This window comes from Gloeobacter kilaueensis JS1, assembly GCF_000484535.1.
GTDB lineage: Bacteria > Cyanobacteriota > Cyanobacteriia > Gloeobacterales > Gloeobacteraceae > Gloeobacter > Gloeobacter kilaueensis.
The window spans coordinates 1,397,776-1,421,962 of the sequence record NC_022600.1; the positions used below are offsets into that span (position 1 = coordinate 1,397,776).

The 24,187-nt window shown below is 59.1% G+C and carries 23 protein-coding genes and 1 pseudogene; 11 read left to right on the forward strand and 13 right to left on the reverse strand.

Annotated features, from left to right (window positions below; genetic code table 11):
• Positions 1–52 precede the first annotated feature (52 nt).
• Positions 53–1,030 carry an Lcl C-terminal domain-containing protein gene (locus tag GKIL_RS22435; protein ID WP_023172723.1) on the forward strand — a complete coding sequence of 326 codons (978 nt, stop codon included), beginning with the start codon at positions 53–55 and terminating at the stop codon, positions 1,028–1,030.
• An 18-nt stretch (positions 1,031–1,048) separates the two neighbouring features.
• Here GKIL_RS22435 and GKIL_RS06740 read toward each other — a convergent pair whose 3' ends face one another.
• The 3 genes from GKIL_RS06740 to fghA all read right to left on the reverse strand — a co-directional run bounded on the left by GKIL_RS06740 (position 1,049) and on the right by fghA (position 5,502).
• Positions 1,049–2,788, reverse strand: coding sequence for a diflavin flavoprotein (locus GKIL_RS06740; RefSeq protein WP_023172724.1), 1,740 nt, complete (start codon positions 2,786–2,788; stop codon positions 1,049–1,051).
• Between the two features lie 15 nt (positions 2,789–2,803).
• Complete coding sequence (locus tag GKIL_RS06745) at positions 2,804–4,561, reverse strand: diflavin flavoprotein (protein WP_023172725.1); 1,758 nt, start codon at positions 4,559–4,561, stop codon at positions 2,804–2,806.
• 86 nt (positions 4,562–4,647) lie between these two features.
• Positions 4,648–5,502, reverse strand: a complete 855-nt coding sequence (gene fghA / locus GKIL_RS06750) for an S-formylglutathione hydrolase (RefSeq protein ID WP_023172726.1) — start codon at positions 5,500–5,502, stop codon at positions 4,648–4,650.
• Positions 5,503–5,566: 64 nt separating this feature from the next.
• Here fghA and GKIL_RS06755 point away from each other — a divergent pair, with 64 nt between their 5' ends.
• A complete protein-coding gene (locus GKIL_RS06755; RefSeq protein WP_023172727.1) occupies positions 5,567–7,840 on the forward strand; it encodes a cation:proton antiporter domain-containing protein in 2,274 nt (757 codons plus the stop codon).
• 197 nt (positions 7,841–8,037) lie between these two features.
• Entirely contained in the window at positions 8,038–8,511 is a 474-nt protein-coding gene (locus GKIL_RS06760) for a YqhA family protein (protein ID WP_023172729.1), read from the forward strand.
• A gap of 69 nt (positions 8,512–8,580) precedes the next feature.
• Here the strand turns inward: GKIL_RS06760 and GKIL_RS06765 are convergent, their stop codons facing one another.
• The 5 genes from GKIL_RS06765 to GKIL_RS06785 form a co-directional block, all read right to left on the reverse strand.
• Positions 8,581–9,414 carry a hypothetical protein gene (locus tag GKIL_RS06765; RefSeq protein WP_023172731.1) on the reverse strand — a complete coding sequence of 278 codons (834 nt, stop codon included), beginning with the start codon at positions 9,412–9,414 and terminating at the stop codon, positions 8,581–8,583.
• 9 nt (positions 9,415–9,423) lie between these two features.
• Entirely contained in the window at positions 9,424–9,975 is a 552-nt protein-coding gene (locus GKIL_RS22440; protein ID WP_187293898.1) for a helix-turn-helix domain-containing protein, read from the reverse strand.
• Between the two features lie 88 nt (positions 9,976–10,063).
• On the reverse strand, positions 10,064–10,849 hold the full coding sequence (locus GKIL_RS06775; protein ID WP_023172733.1) for a TIGR04255 family protein: 786 nt from the start codon (positions 10,847–10,849) through the stop codon (positions 10,064–10,066).
• Positions 10,850–10,955: 106 nt separating this feature from the next.
• Positions 10,956–12,437, reverse strand: a complete 1,482-nt coding sequence (locus GKIL_RS06780; protein ID WP_023172734.1) for a cryptochrome/photolyase family protein — start codon at positions 12,435–12,437, stop codon at positions 10,956–10,958.
• A gap of 60 nt (positions 12,438–12,497) precedes the next feature.
• A complete protein-coding gene (locus tag GKIL_RS06785; protein WP_023172735.1) occupies positions 12,498–13,382 on the reverse strand; it encodes a hypothetical protein in 885 nt (294 codons plus the stop codon).
• 136 nt (positions 13,383–13,518) lie between these two features.
• Between GKIL_RS06785 and GKIL_RS06790 the strand changes: the two genes are divergently transcribed.
• The 3 genes from GKIL_RS06790 to GKIL_RS06800 are packed head-to-tail and all read left to right on the forward strand — an operon-like array spanning position 13,519 to position 16,889.
• On the forward strand, positions 13,519–14,619 hold the full coding sequence (locus GKIL_RS06790) for a dockerin type I domain-containing protein (protein WP_023172736.1): 1,101 nt from the start codon (positions 13,519–13,521) through the stop codon (positions 14,617–14,619).
• A gap of 12 nt (positions 14,620–14,631) precedes the next feature.
• The gene (locus GKIL_RS06795) at positions 14,632–15,714 is read left to right on the forward strand and encodes a dockerin type I domain-containing protein (protein ID WP_023172737.1); all 1,083 of its coding nucleotides are present in this window, start codon (positions 14,632–14,634) and stop codon (positions 15,712–15,714) included.
• Between the two features lie 47 nt (positions 15,715–15,761).
• Positions 15,762–16,889 (forward strand): dockerin type I domain-containing protein, encoded by a 1,128-nt coding sequence (locus tag GKIL_RS06800; RefSeq protein ID WP_023172738.1) that lies wholly within the window; start codon positions 15,762–15,764, stop codon positions 16,887–16,889.
• Here GKIL_RS06800 and dapF read toward each other — a convergent pair.
• Positions 16,853–17,722: a diaminopimelate epimerase gene (gene dapF / locus GKIL_RS06805; RefSeq protein WP_041243782.1), complete on the reverse strand. Its 870-nt coding sequence runs from the start codon at positions 17,720–17,722 to the stop codon at positions 16,853–16,855. The two genes, GKIL_RS06800 and dapF, sit on opposite strands and share 37 nt — an antisense overlap.
• Positions 17,723–18,438: 716 nt before the next feature.
• On the opposite strand from dapF, the gene GKIL_RS24610 reads away from it, so the two are divergent.
• The 4 genes and pseudogenes from GKIL_RS24610 to GKIL_RS22450 all read left to right on the forward strand — a co-directional run bounded on the left by GKIL_RS24610 (position 18,439) and on the right by GKIL_RS22450 (position 20,019).
• Positions 18,439–18,636: a hypothetical protein gene (locus GKIL_RS24610; protein ID WP_144080341.1), complete on the forward strand. Its 198-nt coding sequence runs from the start codon at positions 18,439–18,441 to the stop codon at positions 18,634–18,636.
• Between the two features lie 121 nt (positions 18,637–18,757).
• Positions 18,758–18,907: pseudogene (locus GKIL_RS25870) on the forward strand (hypothetical protein); the annotation flags it as partial.
• Between the two features lie 30 nt (positions 18,908–18,937).
• A complete protein-coding gene (locus GKIL_RS25875; RefSeq protein WP_245595905.1) occupies positions 18,938–19,174 on the forward strand; it encodes a hypothetical protein in 237 nt (78 codons plus the stop codon).
• Positions 19,175–19,503: 329 nt separating this feature from the next.
• A complete protein-coding gene (locus tag GKIL_RS22450; RefSeq protein WP_071824789.1) occupies positions 19,504–20,019 on the forward strand; it encodes a transposase in 516 nt (171 codons plus the stop codon).
• A gap of 44 nt (positions 20,020–20,063) precedes the next feature.
• On the opposite strand, the gene mobQ is transcribed toward GKIL_RS22450, so the two are convergent.
• A complete protein-coding gene (mobQ, locus tag GKIL_RS23460; RefSeq protein ID WP_071824790.1) occupies positions 20,064–20,942 on the reverse strand; it encodes a MobQ family relaxase in 879 nt (292 codons plus the stop codon).
• A gap of 1,157 nt (positions 20,943–22,099) precedes the next feature.
• Here mobQ and GKIL_RS06820 point away from each other — a divergent pair.
• On the forward strand, positions 22,100–22,405 hold the full coding sequence (locus GKIL_RS06820; RefSeq protein WP_023172743.1) for a hypothetical protein: 306 nt from the start codon (positions 22,100–22,102) through the stop codon (positions 22,403–22,405).
• On the opposite strand, the gene GKIL_RS06825 is transcribed toward GKIL_RS06820, so the two are convergent.
• From GKIL_RS06825 to GKIL_RS22455, 3 genes are all read right to left on the reverse strand, one after another.
• A complete protein-coding gene (locus GKIL_RS06825; protein WP_023172744.1) occupies positions 22,367–22,663 on the reverse strand; it encodes a hypothetical protein in 297 nt (98 codons plus the stop codon). The two genes, GKIL_RS06820 and GKIL_RS06825, sit on opposite strands and share 39 nt — an antisense overlap.
• Positions 22,664–22,734: 71 nt before the next feature.
• Positions 22,735–22,959 (reverse strand): hypothetical protein, encoded by a 225-nt coding sequence (locus GKIL_RS06830; RefSeq protein ID WP_023172746.1) that lies wholly within the window; start codon positions 22,957–22,959, stop codon positions 22,735–22,737.
• A 190-nt stretch (positions 22,960–23,149) separates the two neighbouring features.
• Positions 23,150–24,163 (reverse strand): polysaccharide deacetylase family protein, encoded by a 1,014-nt coding sequence (locus GKIL_RS22455; protein ID WP_023172747.1) that lies wholly within the window; start codon positions 24,161–24,163, stop codon positions 23,150–23,152.
• Positions 24,164–24,187 lie beyond the last annotated feature (24 nt).

Consider the following 24,187-nt stretch of genomic DNA (forward strand, 5'->3'; position numbering starts at 1 on the left):
ACCCAACACCGTCTTAGAAAGGCTCAAAGGCTCTACAGATAAAGGAGGCAGTATGCGCAGGGCAATAACTGGCCTGGTTCTGTCGGTGGTATGCGCCCTGGTGCCGGCAGTGGCTACCCGTGCCCAGGAGCCGCGCTTCTTGCCCCAGGGAGCACAAGTCTACGACCGCAAGACGGGACTGACCTGGCAGCGCTGCACCCTCGGGCAACAATGGCGTGGGGAACGCTGCGACGGAACGGCGACACCTTACACCTGGGATGTCGCTCGTACCCTTTATCGAGACGGCTGGCGTCTGCCGACGATGGCCGAACTAGAAACGCTGATCGATCCAGAGCGCAAGGCGCGGCGTGTTCACCCCAACATCGATACCACCCTCTTTCCGTACCCAACTGTTGTTCCAACGCAGTCGCGTCCTTTGAGATTCCCCTTTTACTGGAGCAGCGTGCCGACCAGAGGTTGCATCAGCCAGAGCCGGCGCGGTTGTGCCTACGTCCTTGACCTGTATTCGATCAACAACACCGATGTCGATAATCTGCCACGCGAAGCGCTGGCGATCGTTCGCCTGGTGAAGGCGGCACCGGCGTCCTCGCCGGGAGTGGATTCAAATTCCTCCAGCAATTCGGTGGCGGTTTACGGCGACCGCTTCGAGGCAAGCGGCAACGAAGTTCTCGATCGCCGGACGGGTTTGCGCTGGCAGCGCTGCAATACCGGGCAGACCTGGCAGGCCGGATTGGGTTGTACTGGTGTGCCGCGATACTACACCTACGACGACGCGGCACGAGCAGCGGGCGGCGGTTGGCGTCTGCCCACGAAGGACGAACTGATGAGCCTGGTTGAAAAGGGGCGGCCACTGCACATTGACACCGATGCCTTTCTCGATGTCCACAAGGACAAAGCGACCTACTGGACGAGTACCCCCTACGTGGGCGGCGGTCGCCAGTACTTCTGCGTCAATTTCCCCTTCGGCGACTCGGACAACTGCGATGCGTCGGGCACCAGAGCTTTGCGGCTGGTGCGCGATCAACGCTGATCCCCCTTCGAGAGCCCGCTAGTAGCGGGTGCCCGTCGTCCGAAAGTGAACGGCGGTGCGGCCATTGGCGTCGAGAACATCGCCTCCCTCGGCGACGCAGTAGACCAGCCAGTGATCGCCGCACTCCATGCGCTCGGCCACCTGGCACTCGATGTAGGCCAGGGCGTCGGTGAGGATGGGTGAGCCGTTGGCTGCCACGCGGGTGGAGACGCCCACGAAGCGGTCTTCACCGGGGCCGAAGGGCTTGAGAAAGTGTTTCATCAGGCCCAGGTACCGCTCCTCCGCCAGGATATTGAGCACAAAGTTCTGGCCTGGATACATCAGCGATTCGATGGCGCGGTCCTTGGCGACGGCGACGGTGAGGCCGGGCGGGTTGAAGGTGGCCTGGGAGACCCAGGAGGCGAGCATGGCGCTGCTGGTGTCCTCCTCGCGGGCGGTGACGACGCAGAGCGAGCCGACGATCCGGCCCACCGCCTGCTCTACCGGGGTAGCGGCAGCCGGTACCCGTCCCTGGCGCGCCTTGCGGGTTTTTTTAAGGGCCTGGGCAAAATCGATTCCGGCTTCCTCGCACTCCTGGAGGGTGGCGGCGGTGGGCTTGAACTTGACGCGGATGGGCTCGAAGCCAAAGCTGTATCCGGCGTTGCGCAATTTGTTCTCCAGCAGGTCGATCGCTTCGCCGCTCCAGCCAAAGGAACCGAAGACACCCGCCAGTTGCGCTTTGGGAGCGGTGGCGAGCACGATGCCCAGGGCGGTCTGGATCGGGGTGGGAGCGTGGCCGCCCAGGGTGGGAGAGCCAATCAAAAAGCCGTCGGTGCGGCTCACCACCTCGCGGATCTCCTCCGGGGTGGCGTGCTCGCAGTTGATTGTCTCGACGGCCACTCCGGCTTTGGTGATGCCGTGGGCGAGCGCCTGGGCGAGGGTGGCCGTGCTGCCGTAGGCCGAGGCAAAGAGCAACGCCACGCTCAGCGTCTGCTCGATCTGCCCCCGGTTCCATTCGCGGTAGTAGGCAATCAGATCCAGGCCGCCGGAGCGCAGCAGCGGACCGTGGACCGGAGCGATCGCCCTGGCGGGCCACTCCGCCAGCCGATCGAGCACCGCCTCGACCTGGCGGACCTGATTGGCCATCAAGCAGTCGTAGTAGTAGCGGCTGTCTTCGCTGTAGCGGCTGCCGCTGTCGTCGAAGACCGGGGTATCGGCGACGTGGGCACCGAAGAACTTGTCGGTAAAAAGCATGGCTGTGCGCTCGTCGAACACGCACAGTCCTTCCGGCCAGCGCGGGGTCGGGGTGGGGATGAACTGCAGCAGGCGGCCTCCGCCCAGATCCAGCGCTTCCTGGCCGCGCACCACCTGGATCTGCACCGTGAGGCCGGGCGCTTCGCTCTCGATGAGCGAGCGCAGCGCAATCGCCCCCGGATTGGAGCAGACCACCGCCACGTTCGGAATGCGCTCGACAAGGGCGACCAGGGTCTTGAAGCGGTTCGGGTTGATGTGGCCGAGCACGATATAGTCGATGTCGCCCAGCGGGATCAACCGCTCCAGTTCGGCGAGAAACAGCGCCGTGAACGTCTCACCCGGCGGGGTGAGCAGGACCGTCTTCTCGCCGCGCAGCAAAAAGGCGTTGGAGGTAGTGCCGTGCTGACGGGCGTACTCGACCTCGAACTTGAGGCGCACAAAGCTGCGGGAGCGCAAAAACCAGGTCTCAGGGGCAATCGCGATCGTCTGGATGTCGCGCACGGGAGCGGCGGGCGTGGTCGTCATCGCTGGGCACTCCGTCTAGTAGTGGTTGCCGACTTTGCGGTGGTGGACGGCGGTCACACCCTCAAGGTTCGAGACGCGGCCATTTTCGACGACGCTGTAGACCAGCCAGTGATCGGCAGTTTCCATGCGGCTTGCCACCCGGCACTCGATGTAGGCCAGGGCGTCCGCCAGAATCGGCGAGCCGTTGGCCGCCACGAGGGTCTCGACGCCCACGAAGCGGTCCTCGCCGGGAGCAAAGCGCTTGAGAAAGTGACGGAACAGGGGCGCGTAGTGGCCTTCTTCGAGGACGTTGAGCACAAAAGTATCGCCCACCTGCATCAGCGCCTCGATAGCCCGGTCCTTGGCAACGGCGATCGTCACCCCAAGGGGGGCAAAGCTCGTCTGGGAAACCCAGGAGGCGAGCATCGCACTTTTAAGGTCGCCCTTGCGGGCGGTAATGACGTAGAGCCCGCCGGAAAGGCGGCCCATCGCCTTGTCGAGGTTGACGCTCACCGCCTTCATCTGCTGCACGGTCCGGTCGCGGGTGAGCCACTGGGCCATGTCGGTGCCGGATTCCTCGCAGAGCTTGTAGTGGGCGGGGGTGGGCAGGGTGGGCGCATCCTCCGCCTCGCGCACGCCTTCCCGTCCGGGCAGGCGGATGGGCGGAAAGGCTCTCACCAGGCCCAGGTCGCTGAAGCGGTTCGCCAGCGGAAAGACCGGCTCGTCCGAATCACCGCAGGCTTCGTAGACGCCGAAGGTCTGCTTTTCTTTGACGTTGGCCAGAATCACCCCCAGAGCGGCCTGACTCGCCTCAGCTGCCGGACCGGCGGTAGGGGGAGTGGCGATCACCACCCCAGCGCTCTGCTGGACGATCTCCTGCAGTTCGGCGAGCGGAGTGGCGCGCAGATCCACCAGTTCGGCGGCGACGTGGGACTTGGTGATCCCCTGGGCGATCGCCTGGGAGAGCCGATCGCTGTAGCCGTAATCCGAGACGTAGAAGACCGCGACGCTCGTTGTCGCCTCGCGCTGCTGCAGGCTCCAGCGCCGATAGCGCTCCACCAGTTCGTTCAGGTGAAACTTGAGAAGCGGGCCGTGGCCGTTGGCGACAATCTGAATGTCCCCCAGAGGCTCCATGCGCTTGAGCGCCCCCAGCACCGAACGGGCGTTCGGGGCCATCAGGCACTCGTAATAAAAGCGATAGTCCGCCTCGATGGCCGCAAGATCTTCGTCGAAGAGCGACTCGCCGCAGTAGTGCATCCCGAAGGCGTCGCAGGTGTAGAGCACGCCTGTGCCCCGGTCGAAGGTGAACATCGTATCGGGCCAGTGCAGGTTCGGTGCCGAGATAAATTCCAGTACGTGGCCACCGCCCAGATCGAGGGTGTCGCCGCTTTTGACTGCCCGCTGCGGGAAGCGGCGATGGACCATGCTGGAGAGAAACTGCAGCGCCATGCGCGAGGCGATTACTGTCGCCTGGGGAGCGAGGGCGAGCACATCGGCGACCAGGCCGCTGTGGTCCGGCTCGGTGTGGCTGATGACGAGGTAATCGATCGACTTTGGATCGACGCTGCCCTTGAGTAGATCCAGGTAAAGCTTGCGGAATTTTTCGTGGCTGGTGTCGATGAGCGCTGTCTTCTCGCCCTTGATCAAAAACGAGTTGTAGGTCGTGCCGTTCTGCAGCCCAAATTCGATGTCGAAGCGGTCGCGGTCCCAGTCGAGCGAGCGCAGCGCCACCGTGTCTTCCGCAATCGGCTGCGATTGCACCGTCAGCCGCTTTTGCTGCACCAGACTTTGCATAAGTTGCCTCCCAACCGTTCGTCCCAGTACTTACAGCCTAAGCCAGGTAAAAATACGCATTTATCGATTTTCGATCATCGCCCTTATCAATCTGCCTCTGCCTGGCCGGTCAGAGCGCGGGCGTGGTGGCGCAGGTGGCTCTCGATAAAGCTGGCAATAAAAAAGTAGCCGTGGTCGTAACCTTCCTGGCGGCGCAGGACGAGCGGCTGGCCACAGGCGGCACAGGCGTCCTCGAAAAGATCGACCTGCAACTGCTCTGCCAGGTACGGGTCGGCCAGCCCCTGATCGACCAGAATCGGCAGATCGATCGGGCCTTTGCTCACCAGTTCGGTGGCGTCGTACGCCTTCCAGTGCTCAGGGTCGTCTCCCAGGTAGCGCGCGAGCGCCTTCTGGCCCCAGGGCGTGCGCGAAGGAGCGCAGATCGGGGCAAAGACCGAGAGCGAGCGGTAGCGGCCCGGATTTTTAAGGGCGCAGACGAGCGCACCGTGGCCGCCCATCGAGTGGCCGCAGATCCCGGCTCTGGCGCTGTCGGCAGGAAAGTTCTGAGCGACGACCAGGGGCAGCTCGCCCACCACGTAGCTGTACATCCGGTAGTGGCGGCTCCAGGGCTCGGCGGTGGCATCGACATAAAAGCCGGCACCGCTGCCAAAGTCGTACTCGTCGTCCTCGCCGGGGATGCCTGTCTTTCGCGGGCTGGTGTCGGGGCTGACCAGCAGCAGGCCCAACTGGGCAGCGACGCGCTGTGCGCCGGATTTGACCATAAAGTTTTCTTCGGTGCAGGTGAGGCCCTGCAAAAAGTACAGGACCGGCAGCGGTCCCGCTTCTATCTGGGGCGGGCGGTAGACTGCAAAGCGCATCGGGGCGTTGCAGCTTTCAGAAAAATGCCGGTAAAAACCGACGGTTCCACCGAAGGAGCGGTGTTCGGAGAGAACTTCCAGCACGACAAAATCTCGGCACACCTAACACAATGAAAGCATGGTGTCCCGGTTCTGCCTTGGGGGAGCGATGGCGGAGCAACTGAAATTGATCGTCGATATGGTCAGCGTGCTCGGTGCAGCGGCGGCAGGTGGCTTTGTCACAAGCCGCCTCAGGCAGCCGGTTCTGCTCGGGTATCTGCTGGGCGGGGTGCTGGTCGGTCCTGCTGTTCTGGGCCTGGTCGGGGGCGGGAGTGAAATCAAAGTCCTCGCCGAGGTGGGTGTCGCCCTGCTCCTTTTTGCCCTCGGCGTCGAATTTTCGATCAAGGACCTGCTCAAGGTGCGGCAGATTGCCCTGGGGGGCGGCAGCCTGCAGATTGTGCTCACGATCGCCCTGGGGGGCGGCCTCGCCTATCTCACCGGCTGGGTCGATACGCTGCCTAAGGCAATCTTTTTAGGGGCGGTGCTGTCGCTCTCTTCCACCGCCGTCGTCCTCAAAAGTCTCATCGAGCGCAACGAGTTGCAGACCGCCCACGCCCAGGCGATGCTGGGGATCTTGATCGTTCAGGATCTGGGGCTGGGGCTGATGCTGGCGGTTCTACCGGCGCTCACCCAGCCGCCGGAGGCGATCGGCGGGGCGATCGGCCTGGCCCTTGTCAAAACAGCTCTGTTCGTCGCCGCTGCGATCGGGGCCGGTATCTGGCTCATCCCGCCCCTGATGCGCCAGGTGGCGCGCACGGGATCGCAGGAACTTTTTGTGCTCACCGTCTTTGCCCTCTGCCTCGGGGTAGCGCTTCTGACAGCGGCAATCGGCCTGGGTATCGAGATGGGCGCTTTTGTGGCGGGGCTCATGATCTCAGAAGTCGAGTACGCCGATCAGGCCCTCGACAAGGTGCTGCCGATGCGCGACATCTTTGCTACCCTCTTTTTTGCTTCGATCGGCACGCTCATCGACCCGGCTTTTTTGCTCGCGAACGCGCCGGTGCTGGTGGGCCTGGTGGCGGTGGCGATGGTGGGCAAAGCCTTGATCGTCACTCCGATTGCGGCGCTATTTGGGTATCCGTTCAAGACCGCCTTGATCGTGGGACTCGGGCTCAATCAGATCGGTGAATTTTCTTTTGTGCTCGCTGGAGTGGCCCAGGGGCTGGGGTTATTTTCGGAGCGGCTCTACGCCCTCACCGTCGGCACCGCCGCGATCACGCTGGTGCTCACGCCGTTCGTCCTCAAAGCCTCGCCGTCGCTGTTTCAACTATTAGAACGGTTGCCGGTCCTCGGCCCGCAGTTGGCGGCCAGCCAGGCACCGCGCGCGGTGAGCGTCGAAGAGGGCATCGAGGACCACATCGTCGTCGCCGGTTATGGCCGGGTGGGCCAGACCCTGGTGCGGCTGTTGCGCTCCCAGGGCTACAGGGTGCTCGTCATCGACAACGACGAAGGAGCCGTCCAGATCCTCCGCGATCAGTCTCTGCCCTACCTTTTTGGGGATTCGGCAAGCGAGCTGGTGCTCGAAAAAGCCCACCTGGAGCGGGCACGGGCTCTCGCCATCGCCCTGCCGGATCCGATCGCCACCCGCCTCACCCTCAAGCGCGCCCTCGGCTTCGCCCCCGATCTCGATATCACCGTGCGCGCCCACGCCAACGACGAGATCGACACGCTCTACCAACTGGGAGCCAAAGAAGTCGTCCAGCCCGAATTCGAGGCGTCCCTCGAGATGGGAGCCCACTTGCTCGCCGATCTGGGCTCCGGTCCACGGGCCGCCCGCGAGGCGATCGAGCAGTGCCGGATCGATCATTACCGGATGCTGTTGCCGGATCGACCAGACTACCTGCAGGCCAGCGATCTGCGGGCTGTCTCCGACGAGCTGGAAGGCGACTGGTTCACCCTCGAACCGACTTCGCCGCTGGTGGGCCTCTCGCTTGCCCAGGCGGATATTCGTCGCCTGACGGGCGTGTCGATCATGGCGATTCAGCGCGGCAGCCAGACCATCCGCTTTCCTGGCCCCCAGACCCTTCTCACTGCCGGGGACCGCCTGCTGGCGGTGGGCGACGAGGAGGAGGACGCTGCCTTCGAGCAGCTATTGACCGGCTCCGCGCCTGCCCTCTCCGGGGTGCCGGGGCGCTGGTTCACCGTGCCCCCCGGTTGCTGGCTGGGCGGCCAGACCCTCGCTGCCGCCGATCTGCGCCGCCGCCACAGTGTGCTCGTCCAGGCGGTCCAGCACGGCAGCCGCCTCATCCGCTTTCCCAACGGCGACACTCGTATCTATGCCGATGACCGCCTGCTGCTGTGCGGTTCCGATGCCGCCTTGATCCGGTTTGCCGATACCATTTGTAACAGCACTCAGCAGCCAGCCCTGGAGCCGCCCGACTGAGGACAGCTCCGGTGAGTGTGAAGTGTTACTCAGCGAGGAATGGACTGCCAACTGCCAGCTTTCTCGTGCCCATCTTGATATCTTTAGAAGAGAATTTCTAGGTTTGACCGACCCCTGAGCAGATTTTTTTACAAGCTGAACTGTAAATCAAGCTGTTGTTTAGTCCACTGCAAAAGCGTATTTATTTCATAGTGCCGATGTTTCAGAAATTGTTACCCGCCGGTCGCTTTCTCATCCTCATCGCCGTCGCCGGCACGATGGCTGCAACGATAGCCTTGCTTGTCTACGGCATTGTCCAGGCAGCCCAGTTGATCGTCGGCGCTTTCGGTGCCGGTATGGTCTCAGCCAAAGGTCTCAAGGGGCTGGCTCTCGGCTTTATCGAGGTCGTAGACCTCTTCTTGCTGGGCACCGTTTTTTATATCGTTGCCCTTGGTCTGTACGAATTATTTATCGGCGAAATCGCTGTACCCAGGTGGCTGGTAATCACCAGCCTGGACGATCTGAAAAGCAAGCTTGTGAGCGTCGTCATCGTTATCCTGGCCATTCTCTTTTTGGGCCAGGTGGTCAGTTGGGATGGTGAACGCAACTTACTGCCCTACGGAGGATCAATCGCCCTGGTTATCGCTGCGCTGACCTATTTTCTAAGCCAGAAAGCCAACAAGTCACCTTAGCACTTGCAGCCTCTGTTACAATAATAGAGATAAAATCGCTCGTCAAATACAGCTCGATTTCAAATGTTACTACTCTGGAACAATCGGTTGCTGTGGATCAGCCCCAAGACTAATATAATCTAATCGCCACGGCTTTATTAGCACGAATTGACGATAGGACAGTGCTTCCTCTGACACAACCTCAAGATAGCGAAGCTCAATATCTTTCCACTGACCTGACTTTGGATCGCGTAACTTTTCAAAAGCGCTCTGAATAGCTGCTCTAGCTGTACCTGCAGCCTTCTCAGATTCCTCAGAATCGGGCTCGATCGAGTACAGCAGGGTGATACCCAGTTCGTACACATCGTCTGGTTCCACTTTTACTTCTTCCCTGCCTTCATCCACATCAAACAAGACGGCAATGATTTTAGTACCGTGAGGTTTTACAGCTTTAGCGATGCGCTCGTCGAGTTTGGCTGCACGTAGACGCCGCTCGAACTCATCTGGAAACGCCGAACGGCGGTACCTGGCCGCAAGCCAGCGCTGAAAGACTGACCTGTTCGAGTCGGATAATTGATAGTTAGTTTCCGGCTGCAGATCAGCGAATCTGTTCTTTTCAAGGCTGTGTTTATCAAGAGACGAAAATTCAGCAAAAAGAGGCGGGTTGCCATCAAACTGAATATGTAGAGTACGAGCATTCTTTGCATAGGTGTAGTTCCCATCCAGCTTTGCAATGCGGCGGCCCATCACAACCTCAACGTATGGCTCAACGCTCGGATGTTGGGCGAGGTCGCAGTCGTGAGTTGCAACCACAACAACCATCTCTTCTGAGTCTTTTGAATGCGAGAGCCCCAGACTTTGCCAAGCCCCATCCGCCAATAGCTGCCCCTGACGCCATGGCGTTTCCCTGGTCCATTCGGCCATGGCGACAAGCTACTCGATATCGTTTTCAGCCGGGAAGTCAGCTTCAGGTGGAGGAGAGATAACCTTTCGGCCAGCGAAGCGTTCCGCCAGGCGTTGCCGCTGTTCAACTTCGCGACTGACGAGTTGAACAAGCCTTCTGGCAGCTTCCTGGGCGGAACCGCCAATCTGGGCGGTTTCAAGCAGGCTCTTGCCATTCAGCACCGGGCGTTTTAGAAGAGCGCCAGTGATTGGAATCCCAGCACGAGAAATTATATCCGTAGCCTGCACCAGATCCTCTAATTTTGAGATATGCTCGCGCCTGGGCTGCTCTCCATTGAGCCAGTTGTAAATAGTCTGACGAGAGACACCAAAGATAGCAGCAAGGTTAGACATCCCAGGAGAGAGCAGATCCCGAACCCGCCGTAATTTTTCGATAGGTGGGCTGCCCTCCGTGATAATACTCGTCATGAAATCCGCTATATCGGCACTACTGGCCCAGTGCTTCTGAACCCAACGGTAGCTTGCAGAGAGGGCTGCACCATGTGAATTGCCTGCAACTCTTGCTGTCACCAGGTCACTCAACAGAGAAGTACCCGTCGATGCTCGCCTTCTGCTAATCCAGTTCTCACGGCCACTTGGTATTGTCTGCATGTACCTACCTAGATTTTATCTATGCCCAGACCGAAAAAGCATGAGGGGTAACTGTCGCCTGAAATGACTTCAAGATTTCATCGTGAAGCGTATCTAGTCTTGAAGCCAGCGTGTCCAGGTTAAACTTCTCGCGGTTTTGATAGAACATGTCTGTGTCGATGATGGCATGACGACCGTTGAACCGTGTAAACTTTGGCTCTATTTTCGGTTCTACGGACATCAACTCAAGCGGCAAACCTATATTGCCATCTTGGACGATCACCCGAGACACCAATTGACCAGCCAAGGTCATCGCTACGCTTTCGCTAAATGAATACAGCATCTTGCCAGCCAGTTTTCCTGATAGACCGAGTACTTCCGTTACCAAATAATCAGCGACTGTCTCGTTGTCTCGCGGCAACACTGCATCCAGATAGCGTAATCCAGCTCGCTCAGTAAAGTCCAGTTTTAGCACTGAATGAATTGTGGCTAGACCTTCCAGTAATGTTCTGGAGAACACTTGAAAAGTGTCGTAAGCAGTTGTTTGAAATGATAGGGCATTACTCTCCAGAACAAATACGGATTTGCCTTCTATGTCACCAAACAGATAGCGCGACTGGGGTGGAAGATTCGGACTGGCTACCTGTTCACCACCCATGTTCAACTGCACGAGTGCCTGCTGGATTTGCCTTTTGAAGTCTGGAAAGTGCGCACGCCGCATCGTGTCCTGGATAAGAGGAATATAATTTTCAAGATTCAGAACTGCATTAAATTGAATCTGCGCCACGGTGAAGTAGACAGGCGCGTTACTCATCTTGCTGCCCATTGCAGAGACACCTGCAAAAGTTTACACCCAGGTTGACATCTTAGCTTTTTAGAATTCCCCTTTCAAGGGGAAGAGGCCGGAGCGTGCGTCGTCCATGAGGATTTTCCTACGTTGGTAAGGTTGAAGGATCTGCGGTGAAAGCCATTCGCATCCGCTCGATGTTGCGGGTTCTGGCTTCGGTGTGATCGACGATGGGTTCGGGGTAGTCGCGACCGACGATGCAACCGGCCTCGCGCTGGACAGATAGAGGCGCTTTCCAGGGTTCGTAGATAAAGGCGTCCGGATAGCGCTCAAGAGCGGGCAGATAGTGGCGGACGAAGCGGCCCGCAGGATCGTACTTTTTGGCGAAGCTGATGGGGCTATAGACGCGGTGGTAGGCGTGAAAAAAAGCGCTCGCCGACAGCCACATCCAGTTGCTCGCGTTGAGGCTCCAGTCTTGATCGACGAGCAACCGCTCGAAGACAGCCTGGCCCGCTTCCCAGCTTAGCCAGAGATCGCCACGGGTAAGAAAGCAGGCGACGGCGTGGCGGCTCAAATGGTGCAGCCAGCCCTCGCGCTCAAGTTGGTGCATGGCGGCGTCGATCCACGGATAGCCGGTGCGCCCCTCGCTCCAGGCGGCCAGATAGGCAGGGTTGTCATCCCAGGCAATCTGGCGGCAGATCGGGTTACCTGCCATCCGGTCGTAGTTGGGGGTGGCGTAGCCTAAGACATAAAAAAATTCCCGCCAGAGAATCTGGGCAAGCAGCGAGACCGGCGGCTCAGTGTGGGAGCGGGCCTGGCGATAGATGGCCTGGACTTCGTAGTAGAAGGTGCGGGCTGAGAGGCAACCGAACTTGAGATGGGCTCCTAGAACAGTCGTGGCGGGCGGATCGAAGGCAGTCGGGTCCGTATCGGGTTTGGCGAAGTGCGCTACCCGCGCCCGATCGGCCAGATAGTCGCCCAGACGCTCTAATCCTGCTGTTTCACCCCCCGGATAGCGATGGTTCACGGCCTCCAGGTCGGTATAGCCCAGTTCCGTGAGGGTCGGAATGGCGTAGTCCGGGCTTTCGCAGATTTCCGCGATCGGTGGGGGCAGGTGGGCCGGAGTCGGTTGGGGCTGGGCCGGTGTACCCAGGCGGCTGATGACGCGCAAGAAGGCGCTGTAGGTCAAAGGAGCCCGGCCCCCGCCGGCTTTGAGCACCGCGTCCGGATCGAAAAGGGTGTGTCCGGTGGGGCTCACCACCTCGATGCCGCACTTTTGGGCGAGGGAGCGCAGGCGCTCGTCCCGATTGCGGGCGTAGGGTTCGGTGTCGCGCTCGAAGCACAACCGGCCCACCTGCCAGGTGCTGAAGGCGTGGGCGAGGACTTCCTCGGGCTGGCCCCTGAGCACAAGGAGGCGCGATCCGAGGGTGCGCAACCGGCGATCGAGGTCTACGAGGCTTTCGAGCAAAAAGGCCATCCGGTTGATGCCGACTCGATCCGGATCGATGAAGTGCGGGTCGAGAACGAAGACGGGCATCAATCGCGTCGCTTTTTGAATCGCCATCTGCAGCGCCGGATTGTCGTGCAGGCGCAATCCCTTGCGAAACCAGAGGAGGGTGTGGGTCATCGCCCTATTTTCTCAGGCTGTCCGACAGATTAGATAGCGCTGTGAGGAAGAGTTTGGACGCTAAGCGCTCTGGGGGGCAAGCCAGAGGGCGAGGTTGCGCACGTAGGTGTGGGTGTCGGCCAGGGCGCGCGGTTCGCTCTGCATCGTAGTGCCCGGAGGCTCGTTGACAAAGCTCGGGCAACCGGAGCGGGTGTCCCAGTTGTAGTCGGCGAAGTGGTGAAAGGTCGATTCACAGACGGCCCGACCGGTGGCTTCGGTGCGCTCGAAGGCGATGGCCAGATTGAAGCAGCGGCCAGTCACCTGGCTGGTACCGCAGGCGATGGCCTGGGCATTGGCTGCCCCTGCCGGCACTTCGACCGCTCCCTCGTGGGGATGGGCCGGAAAGTATTCGATGTGGCCCGAGGGAGCCTCGGAGTTGGCCAGCAGCGGGTGCAGGGGTTGTTGAACCTTGATTTTTTGATAGTCGCCGTTGCGCCCGGAGTGGTAGTTGGGCCAGAGAATCGTGGTCGTATACGGATCGTCGATGCAGCGGCGTGCGGGATCGGACTCGGGGTTTTTGGTGTGGAAGTGATGGGCAGCGCCGACACTTCCCAGGTTGCACAGCGAACAGCCCAGGTCCATGTGGTCGCGGGCAAGGAGGAGCCCGCCACCTTCGGCATAGAAGGCGTTGATGCCCGCACAATCTGCGGCGCTCAGGCCATCGCCCACATCGACGGCAAAGAGCCACAATTCATCGAAGTGGGCGCGATCGAGGCTGCTCAGCACCGGGTCGCTGCCCTCTATGTCCGCCTCGCGGTTGCGGGCGGTGACCGCAAAAAGTGGCTCGCCCTCCTCACCTGGGATCGAAGCGAGATAATCGCTCAAAAGCTGAAAGCGACGAATGTCCCAATCGTCGTCGGTCTTAAAAATCGTTGTCTGCAGGAGGATCCGAATCGGTGCTTTCATTGTCAGGTTCCTCATCAGTAAGGCCAACGTATCACGCCCGCCGCTCCTTGCGAACCAGCCGTCTTTCCGGGTCGGAATACGGCTATCGCTACTGCACAAGTCGGCCTATAATGCGGCGAGAACTGACCCGAGAAGCGTGGGCAAGCAGATTTTTGTCATTCTGGGACTCGCTGCTCTGCTGGCGAAAGCAGCCTGTGCCCAGAGTGCCGGGGGCGATGTCAACGGCGATGGCCGGGTAGACAGTCAGGATGTGCAGCGCATCGAGCAGTACCTGCGCGGCGAGCTGGTGTTGCAGGACGACCAGATCAGAGCAGCGGACGCCGACGGCGATGGCCGGGTAACGGCAAAAGACCGCGATCTGCTGCAGCGGCGCATCGAGAAACTTACCGTCAAATCCAGAAATGGTGGGGCGAGCCTGCTGGAATTAAAGAGTGCCAACAGCGGCGTCGTCCTCGACAAGGCGACGGGCAAACCGCTTGCCAACGTCGAGGTGGCCCTACCCGACGAAGGGATCAGCGTGCGCACCGACAGCCAGGGCCGATTTCGGCTGACGCGGGCTCCAGCGGGCAAGATTCTCACCGCCCGCGCCACCAACTACGTCCCCAAGTCGGTGACCCTGGCCAGGAGCAGCAGCGGCCTGCAGGAAATTTTGCTCGAACAGCTCAGCCCACAACTGATGGTGGTCGATGACCAGCTCTATCACCTGGGCAACGACGACTTCGACCCGAATTCGGCGGGAGCCCTCGAATTTCACAAGCGCAGTATCGGTGGCCGCTTTGAGAAGACCTTTGAACTCAATTCCTTTCCGCACGAGGATCTGACCCTGCGCATCGGCTCGCTGATTGGCCTCGATACACCCGAATCGGTGGCAGCGGGCCAGTCGGGCCTCACCGACCGCGTTCTGCCCCAGGGCGGTCTGCGCGTCTTTCTCAACGGCTCCGCCGTCAGCCGCATCGTCCTCAACGGCGACAACCTCGAAGTCAGTCTGCCGCGCTGGCTGTTGCAGAAAGGAACGAATCGGCTGCTCTTGAGCGTCGATCCGATCGATCAAAACAGTATTTCGATCGTCAAGGTCGATCCTGGCCTCTACGGTGCCCCAGCCGCCGGTGCCTACGACCTGGATGATATAGAATTTGCTCATCTGGTGGTAGTCGATCCGACCGGCTCGCTGGTGGGTGGCAGACAACAGCGCGAGACTGGAATCGGAAAAAACTCGATATTTCCGGAGCCGCGCTAAAGGAGGCGTTCGGTGGGTCGCGTCGCCCTGGTGCTGTGTCTATTGCTGGGACTGGCGGTGCCTGTCCTGGCCCAGAGCGGCGATGTCAACGGCGATGGCCGCATTGACGAGCGGGATATCCAGCTCATCGACGCCTACTTGAACGGTACACAGCTATTGCAGGATGCCCAGATCGTTGCCGCCGACGCCGACCGCGACGGCAAAATTACGGCCACCGACCGCGATCTGCTGCAGCGGCGCATTTTGGGCCTCCAGGCTCGGTCCGGCCCCAAAAATAGCCAGGTGGATCTCACCAGCGCCGATGCGGGTGTCGTCGTCGATAAGGCGACGGGCGCGCCCCTGGCTGGGGTAGAAGTTGCTCTGCCGGACGAAGGGATCAGCGTGCGCACCGACAGCCAGGGCCGGTTCCGGCTGCCGGGTTCCACCAGCGGCAAGCAGATCCTGACGGCGAGAGCCACCAACTACGCCCCGTCTTCGGTGACAACCCAGAACCGGCGCGGCTTTCAGTTGGAACTGGAGCGGCTCAACCCCCGACTGGCCGTCCTCGACGACGACCTGCACCACCTGGGAGACGACAACTACGACCGGCGATCGAGCGGAGCGCGGGAATTTCGCCTGCCCGCCGAAGGCACCCGCTATGTCAAAAGCTTTGTCCTGGCCCGCCTGCCCCAGAGCGACCTGCAACTGCGCATCGGCTCGATCATTGGCATCGACACCGAGGATGCAATCGCCGCCGGTCAGTCCAACCTGCCTCCCAGCAGCCGTCGGCAGGCCGGTAGCGGCGGGGTGCGGGTGAGTCTCAACGGCCAGATGCTGCGCGAGCTGGTCCTCAACGGCGACAATCTCACGGTTACGCTGCCCCGTACCCTGCTGCGCCCTGGAACAAATCAGATCGCCCTGGAAGCGGCTCGCCTCGATCGGGGGGCGGTCGTCTTCAATCCCAGCCCCGATAGCCTCTTTGGCAAGCTGAGCAGCGCTGAACTGCAAGATCTGGGCCTGGGCAGCGGCGCATTGGACTACGATGACATCGAGTTCACCCATCTGGTGATCGTCGATCCGGCGGGAGGGGCGCTGCCGGAGTCGGAACCCCGCTGAGCGCTCCGAGCGTCTTTATTGGTAAGTAAACAAGGATGGATTCCCCCATGCTCCGCGTCGCCTCGCTGGTTGGTCTGACTGTTGTGGTAACGCTTGCCGTCCCCGCCTGGGCTGAAAGTGGAGATATCAACGGCGATGGCCGGGTGGATAAGCGAGACATCGAACTGATCGACGGTTATCTGAGCGGCACACAGCTATTGCAGGACGACCAGATCGCTGCTGCCGACGCCGATCGCGACGGCAAGATCACCCAGAACGACCGCGACCTGCTGCAGCGGCGCATCTCGGGCCTGGCCGTCCGTCCTGCCACAGCCGATCCCCCCCGAGGGCGATCGGCGGCGCGGACAAAAACCGCCGCTGTCCCTGGCCGGGCCGCCATCGACCTCACCAGCGCCGATACGGGTGTCGTCGTCGATAAGGCGACGGGCGAACCCCTGGCTGGGGTAGAAGTCGCTCTGCCGGACGAGGGAATCACCGTGCGCACCGACAGTCAGGGCCGATTTCAACTGCCCCGCTCCAGTGCCGGCAAGATCCTGACGGCGAGGGCCACCGACTACGCCCCGGCTGCCGTCGCCGGGGGCAGTTCAGGAGGCTACCAGTTGCAGCTTGAGCGCCTGTCGCCCCGGCTCACGGTGCTCGACGACAACCTGATCCACCTGGGAGACAACAGCTTCGGTCCCGGCTCGGCCAACTACGCCGAATTTCGCCTGCCCGCTCGGGGCCGCAGCTACGTGCGCACGTTCAACCTGGCGCGGGTGCCCCAGCGCGACATGATCCTGCGCATCGGCTCGGTGATTGGCCTCGATACGCCCGAATCGGTGGCCGCAGGCCAATCGCAGTTGCCCCTCTACGGCGCACCGAGCGAAGGGCTACGCATCTCCCTCAACGGTCAGACGATCAAGCAGGTGCTGCTCAACGGCGACAACATCGCCGTCCTCGTTCCCCGCTGGCTGTTACAGGCCGGAAGCAACGAGTTGCGCCTCGAAACCCACGCCATTGGCGGCAGCGGTTCGCGGACAATCATCAGCAGCCGCCGGGGAATCGGGCTGGGCGGCTTGCTGGGCGGTCTTTTTGGCCTGGGGGGCGACATGGGCTATCCGATGGACAACACCCCCGACTACGACGATCTCGAATTTGCTCACCTCGTGCTCGAAGACCCGAGCGGCGGCAACTGAAGCGTACCCTCGAAGACGGTGCGGGCCGGGCCGGTCATGAGCAGGTGATTGCTCTCGCTATCCCAGCGGATCTGCAGCGGGCCGCCGGGCAACTCGACCGTCGCCTCCTCCTGGGCCAGGTGGTTGAGCACTGCCGCCACCAGAACCGCACAGGCTCCGGTGCCGCAGGCGAGGGTTGCCCCCGCTCCGCGCTCCCAGACTTTGACCTGCAGGTGGGTGGGGCTGAGAACCCGGACGAAGTGGGTGTTGATTCGCTCCGGAAAGTGGCGCTCGTGCTCGAAGAGGGGCCCGATCCGCTCCAGGTCGATCGCCTCCAGATCCGGCACAAAGATAACGGCGTGGGGGTTGCCCATGCTGACGCAGGTAACGGACCAGTCGCTTCCGGCCACATTGAGCGGAGCCGCAATCACCTTTTGATCGGCGGGGGCGAGGGTGGTCGGGATTTCACCAGCGAGCAGGGCAGGAGCTCCCATGTCTACCCGCACCTGGCCATCCGGCAGCAGATCGATGTCGAGCACTCCGGCTCCGGTTTGCACCCGGTAGCGATCCGCCGTGGGCTCGATGCCCAGGGTGCGGGCGTAGTGGGCGAGGCAGCGGATGCCGTTGCCGCACATCTGGGCCTCGGAGCCATCGCTGTTGAAGATACGCATCTGAAAATCGGCGTCACGGGCCTCTAACAAGAAGATGACGCCGTCCGCCCCGACGCCTCTGTGGCGATCACAGACAGCCACCGCCTGAGCCGCTGAGAGCACTGGCTCGGGTGTGTGGCGATTGTCGATGAGCACGAAGTCGTTTCCGAGTCCCTCGTACTTGGCAAAGGCGAGTGTAGACATGGGTGCCCAGGTGATGACTGCACTCCTCATCATCGGCGATCCGCTGCACCGCCGCTACAGAGCCGGCCTTGCTCGAAGAAGCGGGGGTGCCAGTCCCTGAACTGTCAAACCGGCGTGAAAGGTTGATTTCTCGTGGCTTGAAACGTCTTTCCCTCGTTGAAACACCCGCTAGTGACAGATTAGGGTAGTGGTTCATTTGGGTGAAGGGCTGCCATTTTTCAGCCGCTGTGACTGCGATAATACTTCTATCCGTTCTGCAGGTAGTACTATGACCCGCCGCATCAAAGAGCCTTTGTGCCCTCTCACCGATGAGGAACAGGCTTACCTCGAAAAAATCGCTCGTCCCGTGACTTGACGCATAAATTCGCTGCTACTGAAAGCATAAATCCGCCGCGTCAAACTGGAAGCATAAAGCTGCCGAAACGGCAATTTTATGCCTCCAATCGTAAAAATGGTAGCCCTTCACCCAAATGAACCACTAGAAATCGTACTTGCTTATGAGCGAAAAACTGGATACTATAAAATTATAGAGTTGTATTAAAATAGTGTTTATACCTGACGCAGACAAGATATTCAAGTTTCCTTGGCTAATGAAATCATTAATTCTGTCTATCGAGCGTAGAAGTGAAGCAATAAATTGCGCTGAGGTCGATCCTGATTCTCTAATTGAAAAGATGCTTCTTAGAAAGCAGCCGCACAAGAGGAATCACAACAAGGTGGTTGAAGACTTTGCCTTAAAGTACGGATTGCTGGAGCACCAAGCTGAATCATTTTTGAATATTGATCAATGGAATCCTGCTCTTCGCCGTAGGTATCAAGGTGCGACAACGCTAAATGATAGAATAGTTGTTCTTAGAGAGCGATTAGTAGGTTTTTTACCGGAGTGTCAAGACGAATTAAATGAATGGAGATGAATTGCGGCGAAGGTGGTGTTTGATGAAGCGACCTGCGACTTGACCCATGACTTCGCCGCCACTGGAAGCATAAGCCCGTCGTGTCAAACTGGAAGCATAAAGCTGCCGAAACGGCAATTTTATGCTTCCAGTCGCAGTGCCTACTGTGAACCTGTTGCTTGCGTTCTGCGCGCCAAAGCTTTGCTGCTGGTGGGTGCTGCTTCTTCCTAACACCCGGACTGCCAGCGCTATCGGCCTGCGCTGTGAGGACACTATCAGTCACTGGGTCCAACGCTTTCACCAGCAGGGATCCGCCGCTCTCATGCCCCGACCCCGACCGGGACGGACGCCCATCTACTCCCCCAGCGATCGCCAGTGCATCCTCGATAGCTTTGCTCGTCCACCCCAGCGCGAAGGCGACAGTACTGCTACTTGGACGGTCAGTACCTTGCAACGCGCCCTGCGCCAAGCTCCTGATGGCTTGCCTGACGTCAGTGGTTACACCGTCTGGAAGGTCTTAGTCGAGGCGGGGTACCGCTGGCAACGCACCCGCTCCTAGTGTGCGACCGGGACGGCTAAGCGCCTGCGCAAGAACCTCCTCCACATCGTCCACGACCCGGACACCGAAGCGAAAAAAAGCTGATTGAGGATGCCTACACCCTCGGGGAGCAACTGGGTCTTGCAGTCTGGTGCCAGGATGAGGCCGGTCCGTTTGGCACCTATCCCTACCCCGGCAATAGCTGGCAACCGCAAGGATGCCCTCAAAAACAGAGTCACCAGTACCTTCGCAACGGTACCGTCAAGCTGCTCACCCTGCTGCATCCAGCGACAGGTACGCTGCGGGTCAAGGGGGTGCAAAGTTGACCCAACAGCGTCCTGCATGAGTGGTTGAAGGAGCAACTGACCGATATTCTCTCTACCCTGCCGCCTGCATCAGCCCCAGTAAGCGCTGAGGCGACTCGCAGCCAATGGCAAAGGTGGCAGGCTCAATTGCAGGTACGCATCACGTTGCCTGCAGTGTTGCCCCCTTTGCGGATGCTGCTGGTTTGGGACAACTTGGCGGGGCACAAGACACCGGAGATGGTGCTGTGGCTGTTCGCCCAGGGGGTGATGCCGCTGTACACGCCGCTATCGGGGAGTTGGCTCAATATGGCGGAGGCAGTCCAACGGATCCTCAAGCGTCGTGCCTTAGAAGGCCATCATCCTCAAAGCTGGATGGAGTTGATGGAGTGGTTGGAGGCGACAGCGCAAGGATGGAATCAGCAGCCGACACCGTTCATCTGGAATGGGAGGCGAGCCGAGCGGCGCAGGCGAGCGAAACTGCATCGTTGCAGTGGCTCAGCGGCAGGCACCTTTCGCAAGCTGCAACGATACCACAAGAATGGCAGCCCTTCACCCAAATGACCCACTAGTCAGACTAATAATTGACCGCTTCCGTACACTCAGTATCAAATATTTAAAAGCCGATTTACTTTCAATATACTATCCATCAATGATGTACGTAACTGTTGTGTTCTAGGTACATCCATCATTGTCCCTTTCAAGACCTTAATAGCGAGCCGAGCTTCTCGTTTAATTGACTCATCTTCAGCATTTGCTGAGAATTTAGTCAAAATTTTAATCTGCTCTAATATATCTATTTTATCTTGAACATCAAGATAATCGTCTTTTTCAACTACATCTCTCATTTGAGAGAACAGCCTAGCAATTTCTAAGCTAAAGCTACTATTTTGTGCGCTTTTAGCTCTATGATCTACTCGTTGGTCTATACCATTTTTTTCTAAAGCTTGATTAATATGCTCTGCCCATCTTCTACGCCAGGTTTTCAGAAGTTGAACCTTATCCCAAGCCGGATTTTTTTTGTGCGCGAAGGTGGCTGGTCCAATTGGTCTTGTTGTCAAAAGAATTTGTGCGAAAAAATTTCTCTTATCGCCCTCTGCCTTCGGTGCGTGGATGCTTATGTCAGCTATCATTCCACGACTCACAAATTGCTCACGTACAAACCCATTTACAAGCTCTACGTACTCTGATGCAGGAAGCTCCGCAGGTAGTGACAGAGTAACTTCACGAGCTAGTCTAGCATCACTGCGCCTTTCAAAGCTTTCAACCATATTCCACAGCTCCTCTCTATTCAGTGCCCAATTAGGAGCAATGTCAGGAGCAATAATTTCTCGATGTAACACTCCAACTCTCCTGCTATAGTCTGCAGCTATGCCAGTACTCATATCCATAAGCTTTTCTCCAGCACGATATGCCGCAGCACCTATTGCGGAAAGTTCTCCTGCTCCACGGCGGATAATTTTAACGGAAAAGCGGTAGATAGCCATATATGACCAAAATTCTCAAAAGTGGGAAACAGTCTACTTTTATCTTTTGACCTGTAACTGCACCTTAAAGTAACTGCATCCTAAACTAAGTGCACCCTAATTGGTAAGGGGCCATTTAAGCAAAAATTGAGAGACTCTAGCTACCGATCTTGGCTCTACCAGGTTAGGGTGGGGATACATTGCCCGGCTTAGGAAACAGCTCCTTAGTTAGCGATGCATCTGTAGCCTTCATGGGAGGGCCACTCCTGTGACTAAGACCTAAATACATTAAAGGGCAATTTTTGTTATGCTTCCGGTCTCTAAAGAACCAAGTTCTAGGAAAGCACACCGGGGACGCTTTCAGGCTCAAGGAGGGGGTGTAGAGGAGTCCGTTTCATGGTCGCAGGATTATCCTCCGAGCAAGGATGACTGTCTGAGGATGCTCGAAGAGCTTAAGCAGAAACTGAGTCGTAGCCAGCAGGAGAGAAGACAGCCGCATTTCGATCAAATAAAAGATTTTATTAGCTGTATTAAGGACTGTGAGTGTCAAGGCCCCTTTAAAAAGAGTTACCCTAAGCCCTCTGAAGGTGATATACGAATTGATATAGAAGTGCTGTGTGGTTCTATCCGACCCTGACGGGTACAGTCTTTCAAAGATCCCTAATCTGCGCTAATCTGGAGAAGGAAGTGGCGCGGATATTGATTTGTGAGCTACATTTCTTTCTTGAGAAAACCGGTCTTAAAATATCAGTTGTGGCTGAGTAAGGATGGCAGTTATACTCTGCTCCCTAAAGACAGTCCTAGTATGCATTGCCTGCTCGATCAGACTGATGAGCTTTTACAAGAGATTAGCGCTGTGAGCTGGGAAGAAGCCTGCAAGAAGCAGCATGAGCTTTTAGGGTGGGAGCCTTACCACAGCATGGAAAGCGATGCATGTGAGCAAATAGTTAACCCAAAGCAAATTATGAGAGCTAGGCGCGCTCATACATACTCTCAGGATCAAGCTTTTGCATAAGGCAAGTGCTGATTTAGAAGTACTTCCTAAAACTTTAATTTGAGGAAATAGGTTGAGAGTACAGGCACGCCCGCTGGTGCTTTCAGCCATAGCAGCACCTACCTTCGTCAGTATAGCCTGGGCAGTCTGAGCGCCTGTCCTTCCAGCTTTCTCTCAGCTACTTGTGTACCATGCTGCTGCGGAGCGACTGCTGGCGCTCATACTCTCCCCCCACCTGGCGGACCCAACTTCGGCGACGGAGTGGCTGCAACACTTTCCCGGCGTGATGGTCGTCGTCAAGCCAGGCGATAAGCAGATTGGCTGGACAGCGACCGACGATGCTGAGATGGTCCAGAACATGTTCGCGGCCTACAGCGCCCCAGCCTATGTAGCTGCCCGGCAGCAGTTAGGCATCACCCAGCTCTGGATCTGTCAGATTGATCTGCAGTATTTACCTTCTGCTGGTGAGATCCTCGAGGGCAGCCTGTAAGTCGAGCCGCACAAGCCGCCTCCAGATGCATTCGACGCGTTCAGGGCGTATTGTCTTGGGCTGCTCAGCCCGTTGTGCTCTCAGCCTCGCATGGAACTGGCCGATCGGGCTTTGCTGATAATCCCGCTCGAATCGCTCCTCTAGCTCCTGCAACTCTTGACTCCAGGCACGCATCTCGGCGGCGACTGCCTGCAGCTGCGCCGTCAATCGCCGATGGGTCGCTTCGTCCGGCATCTCAGGTAGGAGTGGTTTGTTCATCGCAATCTCCAGAACTGTTGCACTTCGCGAAGGTCTGGAACGAACACTTGGGACAAATTACAGCTCAGCGCTCACGCTGTCTCCGCTCGCTTCACTTGTGCTTCTTGCTGACGGCGAGCGTCGAAGCGGCCCACCAGGCTCTGCGCCTGGCGCTGCTCCAGTTCGTCTATCAGCTGCTGAATCGCTTCGCTATCCTGGCGCAGGTCCATTCTGGCCGCTCGAAGCTGCTCTGCTAGTTGCTGGCGGGTCGCCTCGTCCGGCATCCACGGCTGAGGATTGCTTGTCTGCTCACTCATGGCAGCCTCCAGGTGCGTTTGATTTGCTCGACTCTTAGCAATGCAGATTCGATAGGCTCAAGGCAGGCGCATCCGTTTCTCCTGGCAGTGAGGGCAAAGGCGATGCCAGGAGGACGGCTCCAGCAGTGACAACTGTTCTGCTTCAGCACCGCCAAGCGGCTGCAGCGTAGCCGCACTCCGACCGGGCAGCCTACTGGGGGGCAGCAGCGGGAGCAGGGGCGGGGGCGGAGTTGGCCGGGAGCTGGTTGGCCGGGAGCTGGTTCGGGTTGATCTGGCTGCGCGGCTTAATCAAGGCGGCCAGCGCCTCGTCCTGCAGCTTCATCAGTTCGGGAACGGTGACGAAGCCGTAGCCTTTTTGTTTGAGCCCGGCGATGATCTGCGGCAGAGCCGCGACGGTCGGATGGTGGCCGCCACCGTCGTGCATGATGATTACCGCCCCCGGCTTCACGTGATCGAGGACGTTTTTGATCTCTTTTTGGGGCGTCGTGCTGCGCACGTCGTCGCCTGAGACCACGTTCCAGAGAATGATGCCGTATTTTTTAGAGGCGGCGTAGGCGGCAGGGCCGGTGTAGAGCTTGCCCCCCGGTGGCCGGAACAATTCGGGCCGGATACCGGCGGTCTGCTCGATGAGCAAGGTGGTGTTTTCGATCTCCGCCTTTGCAGCGGCGGGGGAGAGCCGGTTGTAGGTGTGGCTCCAGGTGTGGTTGCCGATCACGTGGCCCTCGCCTGCCACCGCCTGCAACAGCTCCGGATTGTTCTGGATCGAGCGGCCCAGACAGAAGAAGGTCGCCTTGATCTGGTTTTGGCGGAGGATATCGAGGATCGCCTTCGTGCTCACCGGCCAGGGACCGTCGTCGAAGGTGAGGGCGACGACTTTTTGACTGAAGTCGGCGTTGCCGCCTTTGAAGGTCTTGCCCTGGTAGCGCAGGGGCAGTGTCGAAGCTGGGGCAGCCGGGGCAGAAGCGGTTTTTTGAGTTGGGGCGGCAACCGGTTTGGGTGTCGCCGCCGGTTTGGGCGGCACGACCGGTGGCGGTGGCAGCGTCGTCACCACCTGGGAGGGCGGCGCGGTCGTCGCCGGTCTGCTACCCGGCAGGACAGCTGTAAAGAGATACCAGAGGCCACCCGCCACGCCCAGAGCCGGAAGGCCGTAAAGGGACCAGGTTACCCACGGATTTCTGCGTTTTCTGGGTGGACTCGAAAACATATTTACCCTCAAGGCTTCAAATGA